The sequence below is a fragment of the Paenibacillus plantiphilus genome, assembly GCF_927798095.1.
Classification (GTDB): Bacteria; Bacillota; Bacilli; order Paenibacillales; family Paenibacillaceae; genus Paenibacillus_Z; species Paenibacillus_Z plantiphilus.
Genome location: NZ_CAKMMF010000016.1, coordinates 1 through 25,790, shown reverse-complemented (window position 1 = coordinate 25,790; position 25,790 = coordinate 1). Strand labels below are relative to the sequence as shown.

Sequence of the window (25,790 nt, the reverse complement as noted above, 5' to 3'; positions counted from 1 at the left end):
TCTATGAGAGGGGCAGCGCTAGTGGCAGTAGAACAAGGACAGCAGGCAACGGCAGATGTGCTTATTATCGGGGGAGGTCCTGCGGGCGCATGGGCGGCATGGAGTGCGGCTTCCCACGGGGCGCAAGTGATTCTGGTTGACAAAGGCTATCTCGGCACCAGCGGCGCAACGGCTCCTGGCGGCACTAATTTTCTATACGTTCCGCCAGATCCGGTGAAACGGGCGCAGAATGTTGAGGAGCGCTACAAGGGCGGCGGCTATTTGTCAGAAGCGCCATGGGTCCATCGATTGATGGAGCAGGCTTATCTTAATATTGAGCTGATGGAGAAGTGGGGATACCAATTCCCGCTTGATGACAACGGGAATTTGTTCAAGGCCCATATGCAGGGCCCCGAATATATGGCTATTATGCGCCGGGTCGTCTTGAAGGCTGGCGTGAAAATATGGGATCAATTTCCGGCGCAGGAGCTGCTTGTGGATGAGCATGGCGTTGCCGGAGCTCGCGGCATTAACCGCGTGGCTGATGGGACGTGGGAGGTCAGAGCCAACGCTGTCGTCATCGCCACCGGCGGCTGCGCATTTCTGAGCAAGGGTCTGGGCTGCAATGTGCAGACTGGAGACGGACTGCTTATGGCGGCAGAGCTGGGCGTGGAGCTGTCGGGCATGGAGTTCAGCCGGCAGTATGCCACGACGGCGGCTTTCGGCACGGTTACCCGCAATCGGATGCTGGGCTGGGCGTCTTATTACGATGAGGGAGGCAAGCTTCTGCATGCCGGAGGACCGCGCGAGGGAGATTTTCTCGCGAAGCATTTGCTTAAAGGCCCAGTCTATGCCCAGCTTACGCTGGCGGATACGGAGGAGAAGAAGGATATTCTCCGCAAATCGACGCCGGTTTGGTTCCTGCCCTTCGATCGGGCCGGCATCGATCCGTTCTCGCAGCGTTTTCCGCTTAAGATGCGGTATGAAGGAACGATTAGGGGAACGGGCGGCATTCGGATCGTCGGCGAGGATTGCTCTACGACTGTACCGGGGCTGTATGCGGCGGGCGATGCAGCCTCCCGCGAGAAGACGGCCGGGGCCAAATCCGGCGGCGGCGCTTACAATGCTTCGTGGGCAATCGCTTCGGGGACATGGTCCGGCAAGGGAGCGGCGGATTTTGCACGGAAGCAGTCCAAGCCGGCGAATCTTCGGGAGCCGGAGGCGGCGGGACGTTACGGGCTGCCGCATACTGCGGATTCCAGTGAGACCATTGATTTAGCAGGCGGCGTCGAGCGTATTCAAAGCGAGATGTTTCCGCTTCATATTAACTATTTTCGCAGCGAGCCGGTGTTGCAGGCCTCTCTGCAGCGGCTCCATTCCCTCTGGCCTCAGGTGAAGGGGCAAGTTCCGCCGTCGGTGCAGGGACGTGTAAGGGCTCGTGAGCTTGCCGCGATGGCTGCATCAGCGCGTTGGATGTATACGGCTGCGCTGGCGCGGCGGGAGTCGCGGGGGCTGCACCTGCTGGCAGAGTACCCGGGGGAGAATCCAGCCTATGCCCACCGCCTTCTCGTCTCAGGCTTCGAACAGATTAGGGTCGCTGCAGAGATAGTGCCTCCTTATTCCAGCCATGTCACACCGCCAGTCATCGTGAAGGAGGCGCTGCCGTTATGATCGAGCTGGTTAGTAGAGATCGCTGCATAAGCTGCAATATATGTGTGAAGGTATGCCCGACCTTTGTATTCGATACAGGGGATGACGGCATTCCGGTCATTGCGAGGCAGGAGGATTGCCAGACCTGCTTCATGTGCGAGGCGTATTGTCCTGCTGATGCGCTGTTCGTTGCCCATCATGCGGATGAGAAGGTAAGTGTGGATGAAGCGAAGCTGATCGAGAATGGGCTGCTCGGCAGCTGGCGTTCGGCGATCGGGTGGGGAAGGAATGGCGGCGACTCCATGGCCAGCTACGATACTACACCTGTTCTTCGCCGCATACGTCCAGGCCGAGCTTGATGGGGAGAAAATACGATATGATACGAAACGGATACGGAGGCTTGGAGAGAATATGAAAAAAACGAAGATGAAGCTTCATCCCGCAGTAATCGCCATTCTGTTAACCGCATTAATTGCGACAGCCTGCTCGCAGGCGGCATCCAACTCTGGCGGCGCCAGCAGCAATGCGGAATCAGGGACGGCGGCGAACGGCGCTGCCCGCAATGCCGACTCAGAGTCGGGGGAGAAGAAGGAGCCCATTGAACTGCTGCTGTTCAAATGGGGCGGCATTACGCTGACGCAGACGGAGGTCGAGCATTATTTCAACGGACCGGTGCAGAAGAAATTCCCGCATATAACGGTCAAGCTGATCGATGTGCCGGAGGGCTCTGATATTGAGCCGCTGCTGACGCAAGGGATCGTCCCGGATATTATATTCGGCGGCAGCTATCAGGCAATCGATGAGGCCGGGCTCGCTGAACCGCTTGCCCCCTATAAGGAGAAGTTCGGGTACGACGATGGGCGGCTGAAGCGGACGGTTGCCGATGCCACAGAGCTGAGAAGCGGAAGCAATCAATTGCCGTTCTCGATTAATTTGCCGGTCATCTATTATAACAAGGACATCTTCGACAGATTCGGGGTTGCGTATCCCGAAGACGTGAAGACATGGGACGAGATTCTAGGCATTGCCAAGCAGCTCACGAGAACCGACGGCGGTGTCAATTACATCGGCATCGATCTGGCCCCGGCTAGATTGGGAAGCGGACTGTCGCTGGATGTTATCGATCCCAAGACGAATCGTGCTGCCATCACCTCTCCCGAGTGGGTCAAAGTATACGAAACGTTGAAGCAGCTGTACGAGATTCCGGGCTTTATCGGTCCGGATAATCATTATCGGTGGACGGAAAAGGATGATATTTTCTACACCGATCAGAATCTGGCGATGTACTCCCATAATCTCGCCCAGCTGGTCGGTCCGCTGGAGGAGCTGCGCAAGCAGGGCGTGACCTTGAACTGGGATTTTGCCCCGCATCCGAACTTCAAGGAGGCACTTGGCTCAAGCATCGAAATTAACGTGCACTCCATGACGCTCTCCAAGGCTGGCAAGCATAAGGATGAGGCCTATCAGGTCATGAATTATATGCTTTCCGAGGAGGTGCAGCGCATCGTGACCCGCAATGGGCGCGTCTCGGTTCTGGACATCCCTGAGCTGGAGCAGGAATACGGCGCGGATATCGAGGTGCTGAAGGGGAAGACGCTGGGCAATATTTTCAAAGCAGAGCCGCGGACGCCTCACACCCCCAACATTCTGGAGGGCAAAATCACCAAGTATTTAACCGAAGCAGCGGGGGAAATCGCTCTGCATGGGCTGGACGTCAACAGTGCGCTGCGCAAGGCAAAGGAGCGGATCGACAAGGACTTGGAAACGTTGGAGAAAACAAAATCCTAGCATGCCAGAAATGCGATCAGGCGTTCAACGAATGAGTCATCTGCCGCATCGATCGATTGCCGAGCTGAATGCTGAATGCTTGATGCGGACAAGCGACAGTTGGATTGGACGGTGAATCAATAGGTCTATAAATCATACTTGACAGGTGGGAATAGTGTGATATTATGAGTTATGGCTGATTCCACCGGTAAACCGGAGACATCCCCTTCTATGGGCATGTCTCCTTTTTTATTTTAAATTCAGAGAGGAAGTTGGTAGAAGAATGGCATACACACTGCAAATTGGCGAGCAAGCGCCGGATTTCCACTTGAAGGCGACAGACGGAGAATTCTACGGACTTCAGGATTTCGCTGGCGCGAAAGCGCTGGTCGTATGGTTTACATGCAATCACTGTCCATTTGTTAAAGGATCGGATGAGGTGACGCGGGCTACAGTTAACAAATTTGCGCCCCAAGGCGTCGCTTTCGTAGCGATCAGCTCCAACAGCGCGACCTCCTATCCGGATGATTCCTATGAGAAAATGGTAGAGCGCATCGAGGAGCATCAATTTCCGTGGACTTACGTTTATGATGAGAAGCAGGAGGCTGCGACCGCATATGGTGCGCTTAGAACGCCGCATTTCTACGTATTCGATGGGGATCGCAAGCTGATTTATACAGGTCGTGCAGTCGATTCGCCCAAGGATGCTGCGAACATTACGGTGAACGATCTGGACAATGCGCTGGAGGATTATTTGGCCGCCCGTCCGCTTCGCGTCGAGATTACGAACCCGATTGGCTGCAATGTGAAGTGGGAAGGCAAGGACAAACGCTGGATGCCGGAAGAAGCGTGCGATCTCGTGCTGCCGCAGTCCGTATAGGGATCGGTATAAAGAACGAACAGAACGGACAGAGCGGACAGAGCGGACAGAACGAACAGAGGCTGCGAGGTCCAGACTGTACCCGACAGGCGAATGAGGACGAATGAGAAACATGAAATGAGAAATAAATTGACATCCTCTCAACCGAATGATAGGATGATGGAACCTTAAAACCAATTAAATCTATATGAATAATATGAAATGTATAATCGACCGTACAAAACGGAGATGTACTTCTATATGAAGTACGTCTCTTTTTTTATTTCTATGAACTCGACAAAAATAAGGTGGGGAACTTCTATGAGAAAACTAACGATAGTGGCAATTGCAATGATGATGATTGTACTGACTGCATGCTCCGAAGGAAACAAAAACGGACAAGGCGCAGCTAACGATAATGGCAAGGCCGCAGCACAAGGGCAGGACGCGAAAGCCGGAGAAGCGGGCAGCGACGCCAAGCAGGAGCCTGTCACCTTGAAGGTTCTGCGAGCCGGCATTACGGTAACGGAAACCGAGTTTAACGCCTATCTGGCGGATGCGATCAAGGAGAAATATCCGCATATTACGCTGGAGTGGGTTGAGGCGCCGGAGGATGTCGAGATCGAGCCGCTCATTACGCAGGGGACCGTGCCGGATATTATTATCGCATCCACGACGGCTGCTACGAGCGACTATGAACGGCTTGATCTGGTGGAGGATTTAACGCCTTACATCGAAAAATATGGCGTCGACCTGAACCGGCTGAAGCCTGTCGTGCTGGATACGATCAAGACCTATTCGCCGGAGGGCAAGCTGTCAGTGCTGCCGCTGTCGCTGAATTTGCCGGTGCTCTTCTATAACAAAGAGATCTTCGATAAATTCGGAGTTTCTTATCCGAAGGACGATCAATCGACCTGGGATGAAGTGATCGAGCTGGGCAAGCAGGTGACGAAGCAGGATGGCGGCGTTGATTTTATCGGCTTCGATGTTAACGGGCCACGGAATATTTCGACCGGACTGGATCTTAACATTCTGGACCCTGCGACAGGCAAGTCGACCTTGACGTCGAATCCGGGCTGGCTGAAGGTATTCAATGTCCTCAAGAAGAGCTATGAGGTTCCTAACTATATTGGCGCTGACGGACGTTATCAGTATGCGAATGATGATGATATTTTCTTCAATGAACAGAATCTCGGCATGCTTGCCTTCAATCTCGCGCATCTCATCGGTCCGCTGGAGGAGCTGCGGCAGCAGGGCATTGAGCTGGACTGGGACTTCGCGCCGTTCCCGAACTTTACGGAGAACCTCGGGACCAACCGATCGGCCAACGTGCATGCGCTGCTTGTAACGAAGACGAGCAAGCATAAGGATGAAGCGTTCCAGGTGATCGCCAATGTGCTGTCCGATGAGGTGCAGGAGAAGCTGGCAAGAACAGGGCGCATACCGACGATCCAGAACGAAGAGCTGGAGAAGCTGTACGGTGCAGACATTCCGGTGCTGCAGGGCAAGAAGATTGAGAACATATTCAAAACCGAGCCCCGCAAGGTCATTAAGCCGCATGAGTTCGAATCGGATGTTCGCAAGTTCGTCGATGGGGCAGCAAAGCGCATTGCGCTGGAGGGTATCGATGTGAATACGGCAATCCGCGAAGCAGAGGACAACGTCAACAAGGAACTACAGACGCTTCAAACGACACGCTAATGGTATCGGAAAAGGTCGTCTGAGCAGGGATGCGGATGGCCTTTTCTATTTTCCAATGGGGCTTTAATGACGGCTCCTGAACGTAAAAGCTTTGGAGGTGCATGACAGTGGCTACGATTCTCATCAATCACGTCTACAAACGATACAGCAGCAGCAAGCATGCGGTCGTTAGCGATTTCCATATGGAGATCAAGGACAAGGAATTTCTTGTCTTCGTCGGACCGTCGGGCTGCGGGAAGTCGACGACGCTCCGCATGATTGCGGGTCTGGAGGAAATCAGCGAAGGGGAGGTTTATATCGGAGACAGGCTTGTCAATGATTTGCCCCCCAAGGATCGCGATATTGCGATGGTGTTCCAGAACTATGCGCTTTATCCCAATATGAGCGTGTTTGAAAATATCGCTTTCGGTCTGCGCCTCCGCAAGCTGCCCCGGCACGAGATCGACCAATCGGTCCGCCGGGCGGCGCGGGCGCTGGAGCTTGACGCTTATCTGGATCGCAAGCCGAGCCAATTGTCTGGCGGGCAGCGGCAGCGCGTTGCGCTTGGACGCGCGATCGTTCGCTCTCCGCAGGTTTTTCTGATGGATGAGCCGCTCTCCAATCTGGATGCCAAGCTGCGCGTACAGATGCGGATGGAAATTATTAAGCTGCATAAAACGCTGGGCGTAACCTTTGTCTATGTCACCCATGATCAAGTGGAGGCGATGACGATGGCGGATCGGATTGTCGTTATGAAGGATGGCTTGATCCAGCAGATCGACACGCCCGAAGCTGTCTATTCCACCCCGGCAAACACGTTCGTTGCGGGCTTCATCGGCTCTCCCCAGATGAACTTCATCGAGGGCAGAATTCAGAAGGAACCGACGGGTCGTCTAGCCTTTCATACGTCGCGCTTTGCCATTCCGCTGCCGCAGGACATCGCTGCGATGCTGGAGCGCCATGGGCTGATAGACAAGCGCGTAACGTTAGGCATTCGTCCTGAGAATATCAGTCTGGAAGGACTATACTCCGATGCGGTTATAACCGGCATATTCAAGCTTGATGAGCTGATGGGCGCAGATCGCTATCTTCATCTTGAGATTGGTCAGGAGCGTCTGCTTGTCCTGCGTGTTCAAGCTCATATCCGGGCTGTGGAGGATGAGCCTCTGCGGATCGTCCCTGATATGTCCAAGGCGCTGTTCTTCCATCCGGACACAGGTGTCCGGTTTGCATAATTGTAAGAGAGAGGTGCGCTGAACGTGTCTATTCCACCATTCCATTCCCGCTCCAAGCGGATAGCTGTCATTCTTATTGCTGTCGTATTCATCATTTCCGGCTGGGGTTTGTGGAAGTCGAATGATGCGAAGCCTGTGCAAGCAGCGTCCATCGATCCGGAGCGGCTGGCTGCCGGCTTTCAATCGTGGACGGACCCGGATTTGCAGCAGCCTGACATCGAGCCTTACTATGCGGATGTGCTGAAGGGCTGGCGGGAGCAGGGAATCGCTGCTGCCAAGAGGGAGGTTGTCATTGATGCTTCCAAGCCTAAGCGGCAATCGGACGAGACGCAGTTTCGCACAGGTGCTTATGAAGGGGAAAGCGATGTTCTGATCTGGGAGACAACGGATACAAGCTGGGTTGAGTATGAGCTGGCCATACCTGCTGACGGGCTATATGAAATGCAGGTTACGTACCATCCGCTCCTTGGCAAGGGCTGGACTCGTCCCATCGTATGGGATGCCAAGGTAGATGGGAAGAGGCCGTATCGCGAGACGTCGTCGCTTACCTTGTTCAGAGAATGGCGGGATAAGGGCGAGGTGCGAACCAATGAGGACGGCGATCAGATTCGCCCGACCTCCATAGATATATCGACATGGCGGACGAAGCCTGTCTTCGATTCGGGAGCAGCCTATGCGGAGCCGCTGCTGTGGCATTTCAAGAAGGGCACGCACATTCTGCGGCTGGAGGGCTTCGAGCCGGTCGCATTGAAGGACATTCGTTTCGTGCCGCCGGTATCGCCCGCTCCGTATGCGGAGGTGGCCGCGCATTATCCGGTTTCCTCCGGGGGCTCAAACCGTGAGGTACTGACGCTGCAGGCTGAGCAAATGACCTTCAAGAATGATCCGTCGATTCAGATGTTCTCGGATCGGGACCCGCGCACCGTGCCGCTTGCGAAGGGACGCATTACCTACAATACGGTCGGAGGCGTCAGGTGGGATTGGCCGCTGCAGGAAATTGCCTGGTCCTTCGAGGTGAAGGAGTCGGGATTGTACAAGGTGGCGCTGCGCACGGAGCAGAATCGGTTCGCCCAGAAGGCCTCCTTCCGTACGATTATGATGGACGGCAAGGTCCCGTTCAAGGAGTTCCTTGCCTACCGTTTTCCTTATGATGCAGATTGGACGGGTACTGTGCTGCAGGATGAGCATGGAGAGCCCTATGAGCTCTATCTGGAGAAGGGCACGCATACGCTGTCCATGGCTTTGACCCACTCTACAGTCAGTCCGATTGTCAGGGGGATTGAGAATCTGTCCTTCCTGCTCCAAGCCATTAAGCGCGACCTCTTATCCCTGACAGGCGGGCAAAAGGATATGAACCGGACATGGGATATCGAGCGGGATTTGCCCGATTTAACAGAGCGGCTTCGTATAGCTGCCGCCAATCTGAAGGTGCTGTCGGAAGCTATGGAGCAGGCCAACGGAAGAGAGGACAGCACGAGCGAAGGGTTTTTGACGTCAGCCAAGGATATTGAGGCGCTGTTGAATACAGCCGACGAGATTCCTTATCATCTGGATGAGATTGGCTCGATTGAAGAGAAGATCAACAATTTTGTCGTCAATCTCTACAAGCAGCCGCTCCTTCTGGATGAAATCTATATTGCGCCTTCCAGCGCGGAATTTCCGAAGATGACAGCCAATCTCGGCGAGGAAATTATCGGTATCTTCAATAATTTTGCCGAATCCTTCGATACGCGGGACAGTCTCTCGGATATGGACGACAAGGAATTGAATGTGTGGGTACAGCGGGGCAGAGATTATGTGACGCAGCTGCAGGAGATCAGCGACGAGCTGTTCACGCCGGAGACGGGGATCAGGGTCAAGGTGAACCTGCTGCCCAATCCGCAACTGCTCGTCATGTCCAATGCGGCCAATCTGCAGCCGGATGTGGCGCTCGGCCTGTCGCAGGATTTGCCGGTCGATTACGCCATTCGGGGAAGCGTGCATGATTTGAGCCAGTTCCCCGATTTCGGGGACATCTATGACCGCTTCAGCCCGGGATCATGGCTTCCGGTCTACTATGACAAAGGGTACTACGCTGTGCCGGAGACGCAATCGTTCCAGGTGCTCTATTATCGGAAGGATATTTTGCGCCAGCTGGAACTGGAAATTCCCGATACGTGGGAGGATGTCTACGAGATGCTGCCGACACTGCAGCAGTATGACAAGAACTTCTACGTCAACCCGGGGGAGTTTATCCCTTATATCTATCAGAACGGCGCGGATTTCTTCACACCGGACGGTTTTCGGACGGCGCTTGATGCGCCGGAGGGCTTCAAGGCGTTCAAGCAATGGACGAATCTGTTCAACACGTATGCGATCGAACGCGAGGTTCCGAGCTTCTATCAGCATTTTCGCAGCGGGGCGATGCCGATCGGCATTTCGGATTACAACATGTATGTGCAATTAGCTGCTGCCGCTCCTGAACTGAACGGACGGTGGGGAATTGCTGTCATTCCCGGCAAGAAGCAGCCGGATGGAACGATCAGCAGATGGGCGGGAGGCATGCAGACGACCGGCGTTATTTTCGAAGCTTCTAATAAGAAGGACGAGGCGTGGACCTTTCTCAAATGGTGGATCTCTGTCGAGACGCAGGAACGGTACGGCGCTGATCTGGAGTCGATCAACGGAGTGTCCTTCCGCTGGAATACGGCCAATGTTGAAGCGTTCGTCCGTCTGCCGTGGAAGAAGGAGGATGCCAATGTCATTCTTCAGCAGTGGCGGTGGTACAAGGACAAGGCGAATCCGCCGGGCGGCTATTTCATGGGCCGAGAGCTTGGCAACGCATGGGTGCGGGCCGTTGTGGACGGCATGAACTACCGCTCCTCATTGGAGCAGGCTATCGTCGATATCAATCGCGAGCTGCGCCGCAAGCAGCAGGAGTTCGGCTTTCTGGATGAGAACGGACAGCCGTTGAAGTCGCTGGAATATCCGATTATCGACAAGCCATGGGAAGGGGTGAGCGGCTATGTCAAGTAAAGCAACGCCGCTGCTCCCCCGCAGCACGGTAGAAATGACGAAGCTGGACCCAGCGGACGTGGAAATGACGGGTTTGGCGGCGAACTCGGCGGCAGCGGGCTTGGCGAGAGCGACGAACTCGGCGGTGGTGGGGCCGTCAACAGCAACGAGGCTAGAAGCCCCGGAGGCCAAGCCGAAGAAGCAGAAGCGCCGTCTGGCAAGGCTGCTGCGCGAGATGTGGGCGCATCGCATTTCCTATCTGTTCATCACGCCGTTTCTGCTCTGCTTTGTCGCATTCATCGCCATTCCCGTATTGGCTGCGGTGGCACTCAGCTTCACTTATTTCAATGCGATTGAATCGCCCAGATTCATCGGATGGCAAAATTTCCAGTACCTGATCTCGCAGGATCTTCTGTTCCTGAAGCATGCGCTGCCCAACACGATCAAGTTCGCGCTCATTGTCGGCCCGGGCGGCTATGTCGCCGCCTTCCTGCTGGCATGGCTCATCGTGCAGCTTCCGGCAAGGCTGCGAAAGTGGTTCGCCTTGGCGATGTACACGCCATCGCTGACGATTGGCATCGCAATGTCGATCGTCTGGCTGCCGATGCTGTCAGGCGACCGAATCGGCTATCTCAACAGCATTTTGCTGCGAATCGGCTTTATTGACGTCCCCAAGCTATGGGTGACAGATCCTTCGCTGCTGATGAATGCGATGATTGTCGTCACGCTATGGTCCAGCATGGGGGTAGGATTCCTCGCAATGCTGGCGGGACTGCTCAATGTGCCGCAGGATTATTATGAAGCAGCCAGAATCGATGGCTTGAAAAGCCGACTGCAGGAGATTTGGTACATCACGATTCCGTCGATGAAGCCGCAAATGCTGTTCGGCGCTGTGATGGCCATCGTGACGACCTTCAAGACCGGTGCGATTGGCGTGGAGCTGTCCGGCCAGAATCCAACGCCGGAATATGCGGGCCATCTGATTATTAACCATATCGACGATTTCGGATTTATCCGGTTCGAGATGGGGTATGCGGCGGCCATATCGGTGTTCCTGCTCCTATTGATGTATGTGTCCAATAAATTAAGCTGGGGTCTGTTCGGATCGAAGGAGGATGAGTAGGATGAGGCTGCGCTTATGGCGGAGGGCATCGCGCTTGCATGCGATGGACGGTTTTCAGAAGGTGCTGCTGCTGCTCATGATCGTGCTGTCGGTCTTCATGCTGCTGCCCATTGTGTATATTTTCAACCATGCCTTCAAGCCTTACCATGAGCTGTTTGTATATCCGCCGACGTTCTTCGTGAAGGAGCCTGTGCTGCAAAACTGGAATGAGCTGGTCGCGGTAACAGCCCGCTCTACCGTTCCGATGGTGCGGTATTTGTTCAACAGCGTATTCATATCGGGACTGGCTGTCCTGCTTGTCACCGCGGCCAGCGCGTTATGCGCGTATCCGCTTGCGAAGCATCGGTTTCCGGGCTACAAGCTTGTTTTTGCAGCTATTATTTTGACGCTGATGTTCGCTCCCGAGGTTGTCCAAATACCGCGATATTTGGTCGTCAGCCAGCTTGGCATCATGAACACCTATTTCGGACATCTTCTGCCGCTTATGGCGATGCCGATCGGTGTGTTCCTGCTCAAGCAGTTTATGGATCAAATACCGAATGCCCTGCTGGAAGCGGCGCGTATAGATGGAGCGAATGAATTTACTGTGTTTCTGCGCATTGTCATTCCAGTCTGCAAGCCGGCGGTTGCGACGATTGCAATTCTGGCCTTTCAGAGCTCATGGGGGAATACAGAGTCGTCTGCGCTCTTCATGATGGATGAGGAGATGAAAAGCTTTGCCTTCTATCTCTCCACCTTGACCAACAATCTGGCTAATAATGTAGCGATGCAAGGAGCTGCAGCGGTTGCGGCGCTTATTCTGTTCGTTCCGAATCTGATCGTATTCGTCATTTTGCAAGGGAAGGTTATCGCGACGATGGCGCATTCCGGCATCAAATAGAAGGGAGGCGGTTGCGTTGCCGATGCAGCGGACGCTTAGACTCACCATTGCCGTACTGACGGCGCTCTCTGTTCTGCTGACACTTGCATTTGCATTTGTACTTGCACCTGGCAAAGCGTCTGCTGGCGTATCCTATGAAACGTATTACAAGGACCAGTTCGGACAGCTGTTTCGGATGCAGTCGGCTTACCGGCCTTCCGGAGTGCTGGGGGATACGATCAGAATACCGGACCCGAACAACCCGGGGGAGACCATTCGGTCACCGCTCAACAAGCCGCAGGATCTGTTCGTCGATGAAGAGGACCAGATTTATATTGCGGATACCGGCAACAATCGCATCGTCCATCTGGATGAGAAGGGCAGCCTGATTCGTATTCTGGAGGTCCCGGATAGTCCGCTGAATGGACCGCAGGGCATTTTTGTCCACGGAAATGGCGACATCTACATCGCGGATACGGGCAATCATCGGATCGTCAGGCTGGATCGGGACGGCAAGCTTGTGCGGGTGTTCGAGAGGCCGCAGTCCAAGCTGATCCCGGATTCGTTCAAGTACGATCCAATCAAGCTGGTCGTCGACAAACGGGGCTTTCTGTACATTGCCACGCTGGGCGGCTATCAAGGGCTGCTGCAGCTTGACACGGAGGGCCGATTCCAGAGCTTCTTCGGGTCCAACAAGGCGGCGTTCTCGGTTACGGATGCCGTGAAGCGGCTTCTATATACGAGGGAGATGTATGCGAGGGAGATATCCAAGCTCCCCGGCTCCATTACGAGCGTTGATATCGGAACGGACGGCTTCATCTACACCGTTACGAAGGAAGTGGACCGGGCGCAGATCAAGAAGCTCAACATCGCAGGACTGGATCAGCTGGCGGTCAAAAACGAGCAAACCGGCAAGAAGGAAGAGCGGAGCTTTGGCGAATATAGCTGGGCTCTTGCCGATGGCTCCCTTCCGCAGCTTAATGACGCTGCCGTGGATGGGGATGGCAATATTACCGTCGTCGATACGAAGCTGAATATTGTGAGCCAGTATGACAGCAACGGCAATCTGTTGTTCTTCTGGGGCGGACAGCCCGGGGGAGGGACTGCGAAACGCGGTGTCGTTACGATGCCGTCGGCAGTCGAGACGAATTCGCAGGGCACGCTGCTCATTCTGGATAGTGAGAATCATATGATCCAGACTTATCGGCTGTCCGAATTCGGAGCGATCGTGCATAAGGCCAACAGTCTGACACAGGATGGACGCTATGGAGAGAGCGAGCCGCTGTGGAGAGAGGTCGCCAGACAGAATGCTTATTACAGTCCTGCGCTGCTTGGCCTTGCGAAGGCTGCTTATCAGAAGGGGGAGTTCCAGCGGGCCGAGGAGCTGTTCAGGGAAGCGGGCTGGGCGCAAGGGTACTCCGATTCGTTCTGGCAGACACGCCTGCTATGGTTCCAGAACCAATTCGGCCTGCTGATGAATGCGGCGCTCGTCCTGCTGGGCCTTCATCTTCTTTGGCGAAGGCTGCGCCGCCGAATCCCTGCTTCGCTAAAGGACAGACTGGCAGTCTGGAGACGGCTGCCGACGTTTCTGAAGGAGCTCGGACATGTGTCCGCCTTAATTCGGCGGCCGATTGACGGGTTTCAGGCGATCCGCTATGAGGGTAAGGCAGGGATCGCCAGCAGTATGATTCTGTTTCTGCTGGCAATCGGCTCCTACGGCGTAATGAGCAGTGGCACGAACTTCGTCTTTCACCCCGAATCGATAGTTAGTGCCAGCGTCTTTCCCGGGCTGGCGCGCTTCGCGGGCATCTGGTTCGGGTTCGTTGTCTGTCATTATCTTGTCAGCTCGCTCAAGCAGGGCGAGGGACGGTTTAGGGATGTCTTCTACGGCAGCGCCTATTCGCTGTTTCCATTCCTACTGCTCGGCCTGCCGCTCACGCTGATCTCGAATGCAATGACTTTGAATGAAAGTGCCATCTTTCTGTTTCTGGAGAATGGATTATATGTGTGGGTGGCGCTGCTTTTCTTCTGGCAAGCGCAGGGCATTCACAATTACAGCGTTGGCGAGGCGGCGATCAACATCCTGCTGTCAATCGTCACGATGGCGGTCTGTGCCGTGCTTTTGTTTATTATCTACAGCTTGACCAGTGAGTTGTGGCACTTCATCTATTCCGTGTATCAGGAGGTGACGATCCGATGAAGACGCTCAAACGCTGGCCGCTGAGGGCTGTTCTAAGTACGTTGGGGCTCGCGCTTCTCGGACTGTTCCTGCTGTGGATCAGCGGGGCCTCCGGAACACGGGCAGAGATCGGGGCGAAGCCTCTCAATAATGAAAAGTCCAAGACTGTGAATACGTCGTCGCTCTCGCTCTCTGCTCCGGCAGGAGAACCGATGAAACCGGCCCTGCCGGATGAAGGGCGATTTAAGCTGGCAGGGGAGAATGAGCGCCTCCGGCTCTATGTCGATCCTGCAACCGCCCACTTCAAGGTAGAAAGCAGAACAAGCAGCAGGATTTGGCGATCCTACCCGAACCCGGAGCATTGGGAGTCGGAGACGATTGCCGGGACCTGGCGGAACAATCTGCTGTCGCCGATCATGGCGGAATACATTGATGCCAGCAGCTCCAAATCCCAATCCAAGCTGACCAATTGGATGGAAGAGGGCAGTGTGCAGGAGGGGTTCGAGCTGTTCGACGGAGGCTTCCGAATCACCTTCCAGTTCGCCCGAACCGGATTTGCAGTTCCGATAGAGGTTCGGCTGCACAAGGATTATGTGGAGACCAAGGTGCTGGATGAGGGGATAGCCGAAGGCGCGCTCAGCCTGTTGAATCTGAAGCTCTATCCGATGTTTGGCGCTGAGCCTTCGGTCGGTCAGGAGGGCTATCTGTTCATCCCGGACGGTCCCGGCGCTCTTGTCACCTTCAAGGAGGAGCCGGGCACGCAGGATAAACCGCTGTACAGGGAGCCCCTGTACGGGCCGGATGCCGCGTTCTATAACGAACCGACAGCTCGAAATGAGGTTAAAATGCCAGTGTTCGGCATCAAATCGGGCGAGCAGGCGTTTCTCGCGGTCATTACGGGAGGCGATGCCTATGCCAAGCTGTTCGCAGCGCCTGCGGGCTCGCTCGGCGTCTCTAACTGGGCGGCGGCTGAATGGCAGTACAGAATCAAGTTTTTCCAATCTACTAACGGGCAGGGGACAGAAGGCTTCTACACCTTCAGCGAGCAGCGGTTCAAGACGCCGGAACGGTCGATCCGTTATTATCCGCTGGAAGCGGAAGCGGGCGATTATGTCGGCATGGCTGCAAAATATCGCACTTATCTGACGGAGAGCTTCGGACTTGCGAGGATTGAGCCCAAGAAGGCTGAAATTCCGATGTACATCGACGTGATCGGAGCGGACCTCAGGGAAGGCTTCCTATGGGATGACTACATCGTAGGAACGACGACAGATCAGGCAAGCGCGATGCTCGCCAGATTCCATTCGCTCGGCATTGCCAATATGACCGTCCATTATGGAGGATGGCAGCGCTGGGGCTACAGCTCATTCGGCGGGCTGTTTCCTGTAGACAGCCGAATCGGCGGCAACAGCGGCATGAAGGAGTTCATCGAGCAGGCGCATAAGCTTCAGGCAGCGGTCTATTTGGAGGCCAATTATTCGCTTAACAACAGCGGACGGGGCGGCTTCTGGTCACGCAATGACGGACTTCGCAACATGGCGGGAACGCTGCAGACTGTCCACAACCGCGTCAGCCGGGAGGATATACCGCTTGTCAGCCCGCTCTATGGGGAGCAGGAGGGCAATGCGGATATGGAAGAATATCGCGCGCTGGGAGCAGACGGCATTCTGTTCGCCGGGGGAATCGGCAGCGGCCTCAGCACCGACTACAACAGTCGGTACCGCGCCGGGCGGGACGAGGTTGCGGCAAGCCAGCAATCATTGATCGGGAAATCGAGAAGCGAGCTTGGCGGCGCATCGGTTGTTGACGGAAGCTTCTATGCGCTCAAGGGAGGAGCAAGCCATCTTCATCGGCTGACGGACGATTACTCCTATGATCTGTTCATCGACGAGGCCGTGCCCTTCGCGCAGATTGCGCTGCACGGGCTTGTGACGTATTCGTCGGATTGGGTCAATGTCGATGCCGGAAGCCGTGAAGACTTCCTGCGGGGCATTGAATACGGCGCGTATCCTTCCTTTGTGTTCACTGCTGCGGAATCCGGCGATTTCAAGAACGCCTATACAATCTGGTATTACAGCATGCATGCAGCGGATTGGGAGGAGGAGGCTGCGCGGCTCTATAGGCGCTATAACGAAGCGCTTGGTGCGGTGCAAGGCCAATATATAATAGGGCATCGCAGTCTGGCGCCGGGCGTGAAGGAAACGATCTATGAGGGCGGTCATACCGTCATTGTGAATTACAATGCGGAGCCCTATCAGGGTGAAGGATTCGCAGTGCCTGCTGAGGACTTTATTGTAAAGAGGGGAGAGGAGGGGGCATGAATTTGGCGAAGCTGCGTATAACTAGCGCAACGACGAGGCGGAAGCTGGAAGGATCTCTGTTCATCGCTCCCTGGGCCATCGGATTTCTGGTCTTCGTCGCCTTTCCGCTGGCCTACTCGCTCTATATGAGCTTCCAGCAGGTGCGCATTACCGCAACCGGCATCAATACAACGCCAGTCGGGCTGCTCTATTATCGGGAAATATTGTTTGCTGACGGCGGACTGCTCTACGACGATCTGGTTCCTTTTCTGCGCGAGGCGGTGCTCATGATTCCGATTATTCTGATCTTCTCGCTGCTGACGGCGATTCTGCTCAATGTTCGCTTCGGTGGGCGAATGATCTTCCGGGTCATCTTCTTCCTTCCGGTTATTTTCGCTTCCGGCCAGATCATTCAGGAATTCATCGCACAGGGGGAAGGGCAGCTTATCATTCTGCAGGGCTCGCAGCTTGAGCGGATATTGAGCGACTATGTGCCTCGCTCTTGGGGGGAGCCGCTGCGCAGCATTCTTGGCTCATTCGTGCTGGTGCTCTGGTCGTCGGGCGTGCAGATTCTGATCTTTCTCGCGGGGCGCCAGACGATTCCGGCCTCTGTGTATGAAGCAGCGCGAATTGACGGAGCCGATCCTTGGAGCACCTTTTGGAAAATTACGCTGCCGGGACTGTCGCCTTTCTTATTATTGAATCTCATCTATACCGTCGTCGATCTGTTCACATTTCCGTCCAACCCCATCATCAGCAAGGTGACAACGGAGAATTACGGCGTGTCCAGCGCCTTGGCCTGGATTTATTTTATGATCGTGCTGCTCTTTCTAGGTCTTGCGCTGCTGCTGTACAGAAGAGCGAGCCGGTCTATGGGCATTGGCGCAATACGCTAGAGGGGAGGACTGTCTATGGACAAATCAACTACGCTTGCAAAGAGCAACATCCCACAGTCGGCTGTGAAAAAGCGCTCTCTGCGCGCACTACTGGCAGGGAGTCCTGCCCGGCTCAAGCTTCGTCTTATGGGCGTCGAAGCGGACAAGGGACTGCTGTTCCGGGTCTTCCTGTATCTGCTTCTGATCGATGTCGCCTTCATCTACTTGAAGCCTGTGCTGTACATGGTGACGACGATGGTCAAGGATGCGCGCGACCTGCTTGATCCTGCCGTTATATGGGTGCCCAGCGGGTTCTATGGCGGACATCTTGCCGAAGCCTACAAGGCGCTGAATTATGCCGCGAGCTTCACTGTCAGTCTGTCGGTGGCGGGCTTGGTTTCATTGTTTCAGGTCGTTTCCTGCGCGATTGCCGGTTATGCGTTTGCGAGGCTGGATTTTCCGTTTAAAAAGCTTGCCTTCGGCGCGCTGATCTTTACCTTCGTCATGCCGCCGCAGGTGACAATACTGCCGTCGATTCTGCTCTTCAAGGAGCTCGACTGGATCAATACGTTCCTGCCCATGGTCGTACCGGCTCTATTCGGTCATGGACTAAAGGGGGCATTGTTCGTTATTATATTCAGACAGTTCTTCTCTACGCTGCCCAAGGAGCTGGAGGAGGCTGGACGCATCGATGGAGCGGGGGCTTTCCGAATGTTCTATCGGGTCATGCTGCCGATCTCCAGACCTGCGGTGCTGGTCGTTTTCCTGTTCTCCTTCGTCTGGACGTGGAATGATTCCTACTTCCCGTCGATGTATATGTTCGGCGCGGAGAATGTGCCGCTTTCGGTGGGACTGGCGAAGCTGAACGCGATGCTGAGCGCCGAGTCCGAAGCCGGTGGCCTCCGATTCTTCGTCGAGCCGCTGAAGATGGCGGCATCCTTCCTGATCATACTTCCGCTGCTTGTGCTGTATGCTTTTACGCAGCGCTGGTTCGTGGAGGGGGTTGAACGGACGGGGATCGTAGAATAAAGTCTTGCAAGGGAAGTGATGGTCTTTTGAAGCCACCAAGGTTATTGCCTGATTTCTTTAGAGCGACCTGGTATATTTATTTGTCCTCCGTCTCGCTTCACGCAATCGCAAGTATCGTGTATGTGTTCTTTCCGAAGGTGCTTGGCGAATTCACCGACCGTCTGCAGACGGGACTGCTGACAGGTGAAGATATTGTCCGTTACAGCCTGCTGCTGCTGGCAATCGGCGTCGGTCATGCGGTCATCGGCGGCTTCGGACAGTATCTCGTTATGTATGTCGGCAGATTGTTCGAATTTCTGACGCGCCGCAAGCTGTTCGCCCATTTCACAGGGCTTAGCGAGCATTTCTATTCGCAGAACGGCGTGGGCAAGCTGCTGAGCTATTTCATGAATGATGTGACCAGTGTGCGGGAATCGATCTCGATGGGCGTCAATCAGACGGCGATGGCGACGATGCTGCTGCTGTCCTGCATGGTGGCGATGGTGACAAGCGGGATACCGCTCTATCTGATCGCCGCATCGGTCGGCCCGCTGTTTCTCATTCCATGGATCGTAACGAAGTTCGGACCTGCAATTCGCAAGCGCTCGCTCAAGGTTCAGGAATCTCTTGGAACGATGACAGAATCGGCGGAAGAGCAGTTCGGCGGCATTCGCGTGACGAAGAAATTCGCCGTAGAGCCGATCATGATCGACCGCTTCGGCGCGACGGTGGACGATATTCGGGACAATCAATTGTCTCTCGTCCGGCTGTCGTCAATCTTCCAGGCGCTCATTCCGTTCCTTGGCTCAACCTCACTCATTATCGCGCTCACCTTTGGCGGATATTTGACGGTGACGGGCCATATTACGCTAGGCAACTTCGTTGCGCTGACCTTGTATATCCGCATGCTGATGAACCCGCTGCAGCAGATCGGCAATGTGATCAATACGATCCAGCGGTCGCGGGCATCGCTGCAGCGATTGAATGAGCTGTTGGCGAAGGAGCCGGATATTCGGGAGATGGAGGGAGCCAGAGAGGTGCGCATGGAGGAAGCCTCGATACGGATCAACAATCTGACCTTTAGTTATCCTGATGCTGCCAGGGCGTCTCTGCACGATATCTCCCTCGATATCGAACCCGGCATGACCCTTGGGATTGTAGGTCGGACCGGCAGCGGGAAGACGACGCTGATGAAGCTGCTGCTGCGGACGTACAATCCGCCAGTAGGGACGATTTTTATCGGTGACACTGATATTCATGAACAGAGTCTGGAAAATTTGCGGAGCGGGATTGCTTATGTGCCGCAGGACGGCTTCTTGTTCAGTACAACTATTCGTGAAAATATTGCTTTCAGCAGGCGCGATGCCAATGAGCAGGAAGTGGAGACTGCCGCCCGGCAGGCTCAGGTCTACAACAATATTATTGCGTTCCCGAATCAATTCGAGACGAAGCTTGGGGAACGCGGTGTGACGCTCTCCGGCGGACAGCGGCAGCGAACCAGTCTGGCGCGCGGGCTGATCAAGGATGCTCCGGTCATGATTCTTGATGACAGCGTCAGCGCGGTGGATGCGGTGACCGAGACGGAGATTCTGAGTACGATTCAAGCGGAGCGCGAGGGCAAGACGACGATCATTATCGCTCACCGGATTAGCGCGATCAAGCATGCCGATCTCATCGTCGTGCTGGATGGCGGTCGAATCGTACAGCGGGGCACGCATGAGGAGCTGCTGGAGCAGCAAGGGCTGTATGCTACGCTCTATGCGATTCAAGAGGAGGGAAGCCAGCATGTCGCAGGCCATTAATAATTGGCAGATGGATCAGAAGGCCGATCTCAGCAAGCCGCCGAAGCCGCAGTACAAATCGGCATTCCGCATTCTCGGCTCCTACGCGAAGCCGCATCGGCGGACATTTGGCTTCGTGTTTGTCTGTACGCTCATCGCGATTGCCGCTGAGCTGCTGCAGCCGTATTTGGTCAAAATCGTAATCGATGACAATCTGATGGTCGGCAAAAACGACTACGGAAGCCTGCTTATCATCAGCGGGGTCTATCTGGGACTGTCCTTGCTGGCGCTGCTCTTCACTTATTTGCAGAACAATCTGCTGCAATATGCCGGACAGAGCATCGTGGCCCGTATTCGCAAGCAGCTGTTTCAGCATATTACGCGGCTGTCGATGTCCTATTTTGACAAAACGCCAAGCGGCAGTCTAATTACTCACGTCTCCAGCGATACAGAGGCTCTGAACCAGTTCTTCAATCAGGTGCTGCTCAGCATTCTGCGGGACGGGATGACATTGCTCTTCATTCTGGTTATGATGTTCCAACTGGATGCGGAGCTGGGCGCTTACTGTTTGGTCCTGCTGCCGGTTATTGCAATAATAGCGGTCGCATTCCGTTCGTTCATGCGCAATACGTATCAGATGGCGAGAACCCGTCTGTCCAGACTCGTCTCGTTCGTAGCTGAGAACCTGTCGGGCATGAATCTCATTCAAGTGTTTCACCAGGAGAAGGAGCAGGGAAAGCAGTTCAAGGAGCGCAATCAATCCTATTTTCAGGCGAACCTTCGCGAGATTCGGACGAACGTGCTGTTCAACCGCTCATTCGATATTCTGAGCAATCTGTCGATTGCATTCGTCACTTGGGTGGGCGGCAAGGCTGTTATCGGGGAAACGTTGGAGTTCGGTGTGCTCTATGCTTTCATTACTTACATTCGTCAGTTTTTCCAACCGATCAATACGATTACACAGCAATGGAATATGCTTCAGTCGGCAACGGTGGCGGTTAACCGGATTTGGGGGATCTTCGATATTCGTCCCGAGATCTTGGATTCGGAGGAAGCGAAGAAGCATGATCTGCCGCTAGATGCTGTGAAGGGACGCGTTGATTTCAACCGGATAACATTCGGTTATGAGAGCGGGACGCCGGTCATCAAGGCGCTCGATCTGCATATCGGAGCGGGAGAGATGATCGGAATTGTCGGTACGACCGGTGCTGGCAAAAGCTCGCTCATCAGTCTGCTGTGCCGCTTCTACGATGTTCAGGAGGGCAGCATTCTGATCGATGGTCACGATATTCGCGACCTGCCGCAGGCGAAGCTGCACCGCATTGTAGGATTGGTCCAGCAGGAGCCGTACTTGTATGCGGGCAGCATTATCGATAATGTGCGGATGTTCGATCCGTCGATATCGCGGGAGGCGGTCATTGAAGCCTGTCAGTTCGTAGGCGCGGATGCACTGATCAGCAACATGAAGCATGGCTATGATACGCGGTTGTCGGAGCGGGGGAGCGGGCTGTCCGCTGGCGAGCGGCAGCTGCTGTCCTTTGCGAGGATTCTAGTGTTCCAGCCCCGAATACTCATTCTGGACGAGGCGACCGCGAACCTTGATTCGCATACGGAGCAGCTGATCCAACAGGCGCTCGGTGTCGTATCGAAGGGGCGGACAACGCTTGTCATCGCGCACAGACTCTCCACGATCATGCAGGCGGACCGCATTCTCGTGATGCGGCAGGGCGAAATTGCGGAAGAGGGAACCCATGAGCAACTGATTGCCCTGCAAGGGATTTATGAGGAGCTGTTCCGGCATTCGCAGGGACAGCTAGGGCATGCGATAGGGACGGTAATAAATACTGCGGTGAAATAGGATTTTCAATATAGAGAATTTCAAATACTATCGACCGTACAAACGGAGATGTGCTTCGCAATTTCACAATTGCTGAGGCGCGTCTCCTTTTTTATTGTCGGCTGGAGGGGAAAAGGATGAGTCTATCAGAAGGAGTCAGCATAACAGCGGATGTCCTCGTAATCGGCGGAGGGCCGGCAGGCGCTTGGGCTGCCTGGAGCGCCGCTTCAGCAGGCGCGAAGGTTGTACTGGCCGACAAGGGCTATCTCGGGACAAGCGGAGCGACGGCTCCGGGAGGCACCAACCTCCTTGTCGTCCCGCCGCATCCGGAGCAGCGCGATGCCGCTGTTCTGGATCGTGTGACGACAGGAGGATATTTATCCGAGCCGTCATGGGTGCACCGCGTGCTGGATCAGGTGTATCACAATCTGGAGCTGGTCGCGCAATGGGGGTATACGTTTCCGAAGGATCATGACGGGAATGTTGTCAAAACCCATCTTCACGGTCCCAATTATATGGGGATCATGAGAAGGGTTGTCCAGAAGGCTGGCGTGCGCGTTCTCGATCAATCGCCAGCTCAGGAGCTTCTTGTCGATGAGCATGGAGTCGGCGGCGCTCGCGGCATTAACCGTCTGACCGGAGAGGAATGGGAGGTCAAGGCGAATGCGGTCGTGCTTGCGACCGGAGGCTGCGCTTTTCTGAGCAAGGGGCTTGGCTGCAACGTGCTGACTGGGGACGGGCTGCTGATGGCCTCGGAGCTGGGCGCCGACTTGTCCGGCATGGAGTTCAGCCGTCATTATGCGCCGAGCGCAGCGTTCGGCACAGTGACCCGCGGCAGGCTGCTCGGCTGGGCGAATTACTATGATGAGGAAGGCAACCGTCTGAATGAGGGAGGTCCGCGAGGCGACGGCTTCCTCGCGCGGATGCTCCAGAAGGGCCCTGTCTATGCAGTGCTGGAGCATGCGGATACAGAGGAGAAGCGGCGGATTCTGCGCAACTCGCATCCGATCTTCTTCCTCCCCTACGAACGGGCAGGGATTGATGTCTTCACGCAGAAATTCCCGCTTACGATGCGTTATGAAGGGACCGTGCGTGGTACAGGAGGCATTCGGCTCGTTGGCGAGGACTGCTCGACAAGCGTCGCAGGATTGTATGCTGCGGGAGATGCGGCATCGCGCGAGAAGGTAACTGGAGGCCGATCGGGCGGAGGCGCGCTGAATGCGTCCTGGGCAATCAGCTCAGGCACGTGGTCCGGCAAAGGGGCTGCCCAATACGCAGTCTCGCAGGGGCGCGAGGCTGTCTTGCGGAATTTGCGTCCTGCCGGACAATATGGCCTGACCTCGGGAGCGGAATCGGGCAGCACCATCGACAATAAGGAGATTGTGGATGCCGTTCAGCGGGAGATATTGCCGCTGAACATTAACTATTTTCGCAGCGAGCCTGTCATTCAGCAGTCGCTTGCACGTCTGCATGCGTTATGGCCGCTCATGCGCGGCCGCGCCCCGGAAGGGCTGCAAGGCCGCGTTCGCGCAAGGGAGGCAGCCGCGATGGTCGCAGCAGCAAGGTGGATCTACACCTCATCGCTTGCCCGAAAGGAGACAAGAGGCATGCATACGCTCGCTGAGTATCCAGAGCTCGACCCATCACAGACGCATCGGTTAATTGTATCCGGATTGGATCATATCCGAGTGCGGACTGAGGCAGTAGTTGAAACGGCTGGCTTACAGCAGCTGCTGTCCAAGGAGAAGGAGGTTCGTTCACTATGATTGAGCTCGTAAGCGAGGATCGCTGCATCCAGTGCAAGATCTGTGTGAAGGTGTGCCCTACGAACGTATTTGACACCAATGAAATCGGACTCCCCGTCATCGCGCGGCAGGAGGATTGCCAGACCTGCTTCGTCTGTGAAGCTTATTGTCCGGTAGACGCGCTCTATGTATCGCCGTTCGCCGACGAATTGGAGCATGTGCAGGAGGAGACCTTGATCGAGAAGGGATTGCTCGGCAGCTGGCGGGCTGAGATCGGCTGGAGCAAAGAGCGTGAGGGATCTATGCCGCTCAGAGATACGACGCATTTTCTGAATTCAATACGCCCCACGCCTGGGGGATAAGATAGGAAAAGAGGAGGTTGGCAAGGATGGAGCTGGTCGTAAATAATATTACCGAATTGATTGGGAAGACGCCGCTCGTTCGCTTGAACAAGGTGGCCCCGGAAGGAAGCGCAGAGATATTACTGAAGCTGGAGTTTTTTAACCCCGGCAGCAGTGTGAAGGATCGCATTGCAATCAGCATAATTGAAGCGGCTGAGCGTGATGGGAGGCTGAAGCCGGGGGATACCATTGTCGAGGCAACAAGCGGCAATACAGGAATCGGGATCGCTTTAGTAGCAGCGGCGAGAGGCTATAGAGCCATTCTGGTTATGCCGGAGACGATGAGCCTTGAGCGCCGCAATCTGCTGCGCGCATACGGAGCCGAGCTCGTGCTGACGCCCGGATTGGAGGGGATGAATGGAGCGATTCGGGTGGCGCAGGAGCTGTCGGCGAACAATCCGGGTTATTTTCCCGCCCAGCAATTCGACAACCCGGCCAACGTGCACATTCATCGGGAAACGACGGGGCCGGAGATTGTCAGAGCGATCGAATCTCTGGGCGGCGGCCTTGACGGCTTCGTGGCAGGCGTAGGCACAGGCGGCACGATCACAGGAGTAGGAGAGGTATTGCGTGGGCAATACCCGCACATTCATATCGTCGCTGTCGAGCCGACCGCATCGCCTGTTCTTTCTGGCGGAGCGCCTGGACTGCACAAAATTCAAGGGATTGGCGCAGGCTTCGTACCTTCCATTCTGGATACGCATATTTATGATGAGGTCATTCAAGTCAGCAACGAGCAAGCATTCGAGACGGCGAGAAGAGCCGCGAAGGAAGAAGGCATTCTGGGCGGCATTTCGTCAGGCGCAGCCATCTACGCCGCTACCTTGCTAGCCCAGCGCTTAGGAGCAGGCAAACGGGTAGTAGCGATCATTCCGAGCAACGGCGAGCGATACCTGTCAACCGTGTTGTATCAGCAGGAGCAGCAGCTTTAAAATGCTGCCGTATTACGGAGTCGAGCGAGATTTGGGGGATGCCCCTGAGTGGATGGATGATATAACAGAGTTGATGCAATTATCAGGATTGAGCAGAAACTCGATAAATAAGCTATACGAAAGAAGAGAATGTTGAAACAACGAAGCTGGAAACGTTGATTAAGCTATGCGAGACGTTCAACTGCAAATTGTCTGAACTCATTGAATTCACACCAGATCGCAATTAATTTACTAGTGAACGCGGTCTTATCCTCCCAGCCAGTGTACCTGATGCATGATGGTTCATCCGATTACGGTGATGTGCTCTAACTAGCTTCATATCTGAAAAACAATCATACGGACGGCAACGTGCTGTGGAATCCATTTTGGCTAGCGCTGTAAGCGGGAAATACCGTGTTATAGCGCAGAAAAGTGAAACGAGTTGCGTTGTAAGCCTGAAAAAACCTCTTACAGGTGGCAAAGTGATTGTAGACTAGAAAGTAGACACGCTGTATCAGCGACCTGTTACAATAAAAACAAATGAAAAGGTCGAGGTGTGTCATGGGCGATATCCGTCAGCATTTTGATGAAGAGTTCAAGCGTCAAA

Annotated in this window: 18 protein-coding genes and 1 pseudogene; all 19 read left to right on the top strand. The window is 55.0% G+C overall.

Features of this window, described 5'->3' with window-relative positions; translation table 11 throughout:
- The first annotated feature begins 21 nt into the window (after positions 1 to 21).
- The 19 genes and pseudogenes from L6H65_RS14810 to L6H65_RS14720 all read left to right on the top strand — a co-directional run bounded on the left by L6H65_RS14810 (position 22) and on the right by L6H65_RS14720 (position 25,431).
- On the top strand, positions 22 to 1,650 hold the full coding sequence (locus L6H65_RS14810; RefSeq protein WP_371877699.1) for an FAD-dependent oxidoreductase: 1,629 nt from the start codon (positions 22 to 24) through the stop codon (positions 1,648 to 1,650).
- Positions 1,647 to 1,988, top strand: a complete 342-nt coding sequence (locus L6H65_RS14805) for a 4Fe-4S dicluster domain-containing protein (protein ID WP_236343379.1) — start codon at positions 1,647 to 1,649, stop codon at positions 1,986 to 1,988. Before L6H65_RS14810 ends, L6H65_RS14805 begins: the two co-directional genes overlap by 4 nt.
- A gap of 52 nt (positions 1,989 to 2,040) precedes the next feature.
- The gene (locus tag L6H65_RS14800; RefSeq protein WP_236343378.1) at positions 2,041 to 3,417 is read left to right on the top strand and encodes an ABC transporter substrate-binding protein; all 1,377 of its coding nucleotides are present in this window, start codon (positions 2,041 to 2,043) and stop codon (positions 3,415 to 3,417) included.
- Between the two features lie 262 nt (positions 3,418 to 3,679).
- A complete protein-coding gene (locus L6H65_RS14795) occupies positions 3,680 to 4,276 on the top strand; it encodes a thioredoxin family protein (RefSeq protein WP_236343377.1) in 597 nt (198 codons plus the stop codon).
- A gap of 300 nt (positions 4,277 to 4,576) precedes the next feature.
- On the top strand, positions 4,577 to 5,956 hold the full coding sequence (locus L6H65_RS14790) for an ABC transporter substrate-binding protein (RefSeq protein WP_236343376.1): 1,380 nt from the start codon (positions 4,577 to 4,579) through the stop codon (positions 5,954 to 5,956).
- 107 nt (positions 5,957 to 6,063) lie between these two features.
- On the top strand, positions 6,064 to 7,170 hold the full coding sequence (locus L6H65_RS14785) for an ABC transporter ATP-binding protein (RefSeq protein WP_236343375.1): 1,107 nt from the start codon (positions 6,064 to 6,066) through the stop codon (positions 7,168 to 7,170).
- 24 nt (positions 7,171 to 7,194) lie between these two features.
- On the top strand, positions 7,195 to 10,185 hold the full coding sequence (locus tag L6H65_RS14780) for an extracellular solute-binding protein (RefSeq protein WP_236343374.1): 2,991 nt from the start codon (positions 7,195 to 7,197) through the stop codon (positions 10,183 to 10,185).
- Positions 10,175 to 11,287, top strand: coding sequence for a carbohydrate ABC transporter permease (locus L6H65_RS14775; RefSeq protein WP_236343373.1), 1,113 nt, complete (start codon positions 10,175 to 10,177; stop codon positions 11,285 to 11,287). Before L6H65_RS14780 ends, L6H65_RS14775 begins: the two co-directional genes overlap by 11 nt.
- A gap of 1 nt (position 11,288) precedes the next feature.
- Positions 11,289 to 12,167, top strand: coding sequence for a carbohydrate ABC transporter permease (locus tag L6H65_RS14770; protein ID WP_236343372.1), 879 nt, complete (start codon positions 11,289 to 11,291; stop codon positions 12,165 to 12,167).
- A 22-nt stretch (positions 12,168 to 12,189) separates the two neighbouring features.
- On the top strand, positions 12,190 to 14,346 hold the full coding sequence (locus L6H65_RS14765) for a YIP1 family protein (protein WP_236343462.1): 2,157 nt from the start codon (positions 12,190 to 12,192) through the stop codon (positions 14,344 to 14,346).
- On the top strand, positions 14,343 to 16,646 hold the full coding sequence (locus L6H65_RS14760) for a DUF5696 domain-containing protein (protein WP_236343371.1): 2,304 nt from the start codon (positions 14,343 to 14,345) through the stop codon (positions 16,644 to 16,646). The genes L6H65_RS14765 and L6H65_RS14760 overlap by 4 nt, the downstream gene beginning before the upstream one ends.
- Positions 16,643 to 17,521: a carbohydrate ABC transporter permease gene (locus tag L6H65_RS14755; protein WP_236343370.1), complete on the top strand. Its 879-nt coding sequence runs from the start codon at positions 16,643 to 16,645 to the stop codon at positions 17,519 to 17,521. Before L6H65_RS14760 ends, L6H65_RS14755 begins: the two co-directional genes overlap by 4 nt.
- Before the next feature lie 15 nt (positions 17,522 to 17,536).
- Complete coding sequence (locus L6H65_RS14750; protein ID WP_236343369.1) at positions 17,537 to 18,529, top strand: carbohydrate ABC transporter permease; 993 nt, start codon at positions 17,537 to 17,539, stop codon at positions 18,527 to 18,529.
- Between the two features lie 26 nt (positions 18,530 to 18,555).
- Positions 18,556 to 20,310 (top strand): ABC transporter ATP-binding protein, encoded by a 1,755-nt coding sequence (locus L6H65_RS14745; RefSeq protein ID WP_236343368.1) that lies wholly within the window; start codon positions 18,556 to 18,558, stop codon positions 20,308 to 20,310.
- Positions 20,294 to 22,147 (top strand): ABC transporter ATP-binding protein, encoded by a 1,854-nt coding sequence (locus L6H65_RS14740; protein WP_236343367.1) that lies wholly within the window; start codon positions 20,294 to 20,296, stop codon positions 22,145 to 22,147. The genes L6H65_RS14745 and L6H65_RS14740 overlap by 17 nt, the downstream gene beginning before the upstream one ends.
- A 116-nt stretch (positions 22,148 to 22,263) precedes the next feature.
- A complete protein-coding gene (locus L6H65_RS14735) occupies positions 22,264 to 23,892 on the top strand; it encodes an FAD-dependent oxidoreductase (RefSeq protein ID WP_236343366.1) in 1,629 nt (542 codons plus the stop codon).
- On the top strand, positions 23,889 to 24,233 hold the full coding sequence (locus L6H65_RS14730) for a 4Fe-4S dicluster domain-containing protein (protein ID WP_236343365.1): 345 nt from the start codon (positions 23,889 to 23,891) through the stop codon (positions 24,231 to 24,233). Before L6H65_RS14735 ends, L6H65_RS14730 begins: the two co-directional genes overlap by 4 nt.
- A gap of 26 nt (positions 24,234 to 24,259) precedes the next feature.
- On the top strand, positions 24,260 to 25,204 hold the full coding sequence (gene cysK, locus L6H65_RS14725) for a cysteine synthase A (protein WP_236343364.1): 945 nt from the start codon (positions 24,260 to 24,262) through the stop codon (positions 25,202 to 25,204).
- 52 nt (positions 25,205 to 25,256) lie between these two features.
- Positions 25,257 to 25,431: pseudogene (locus L6H65_RS14720) on the top strand (helix-turn-helix domain-containing protein).
- The last annotated feature ends 359 nt before the right edge of the window (positions 25,432 to 25,790 follow it).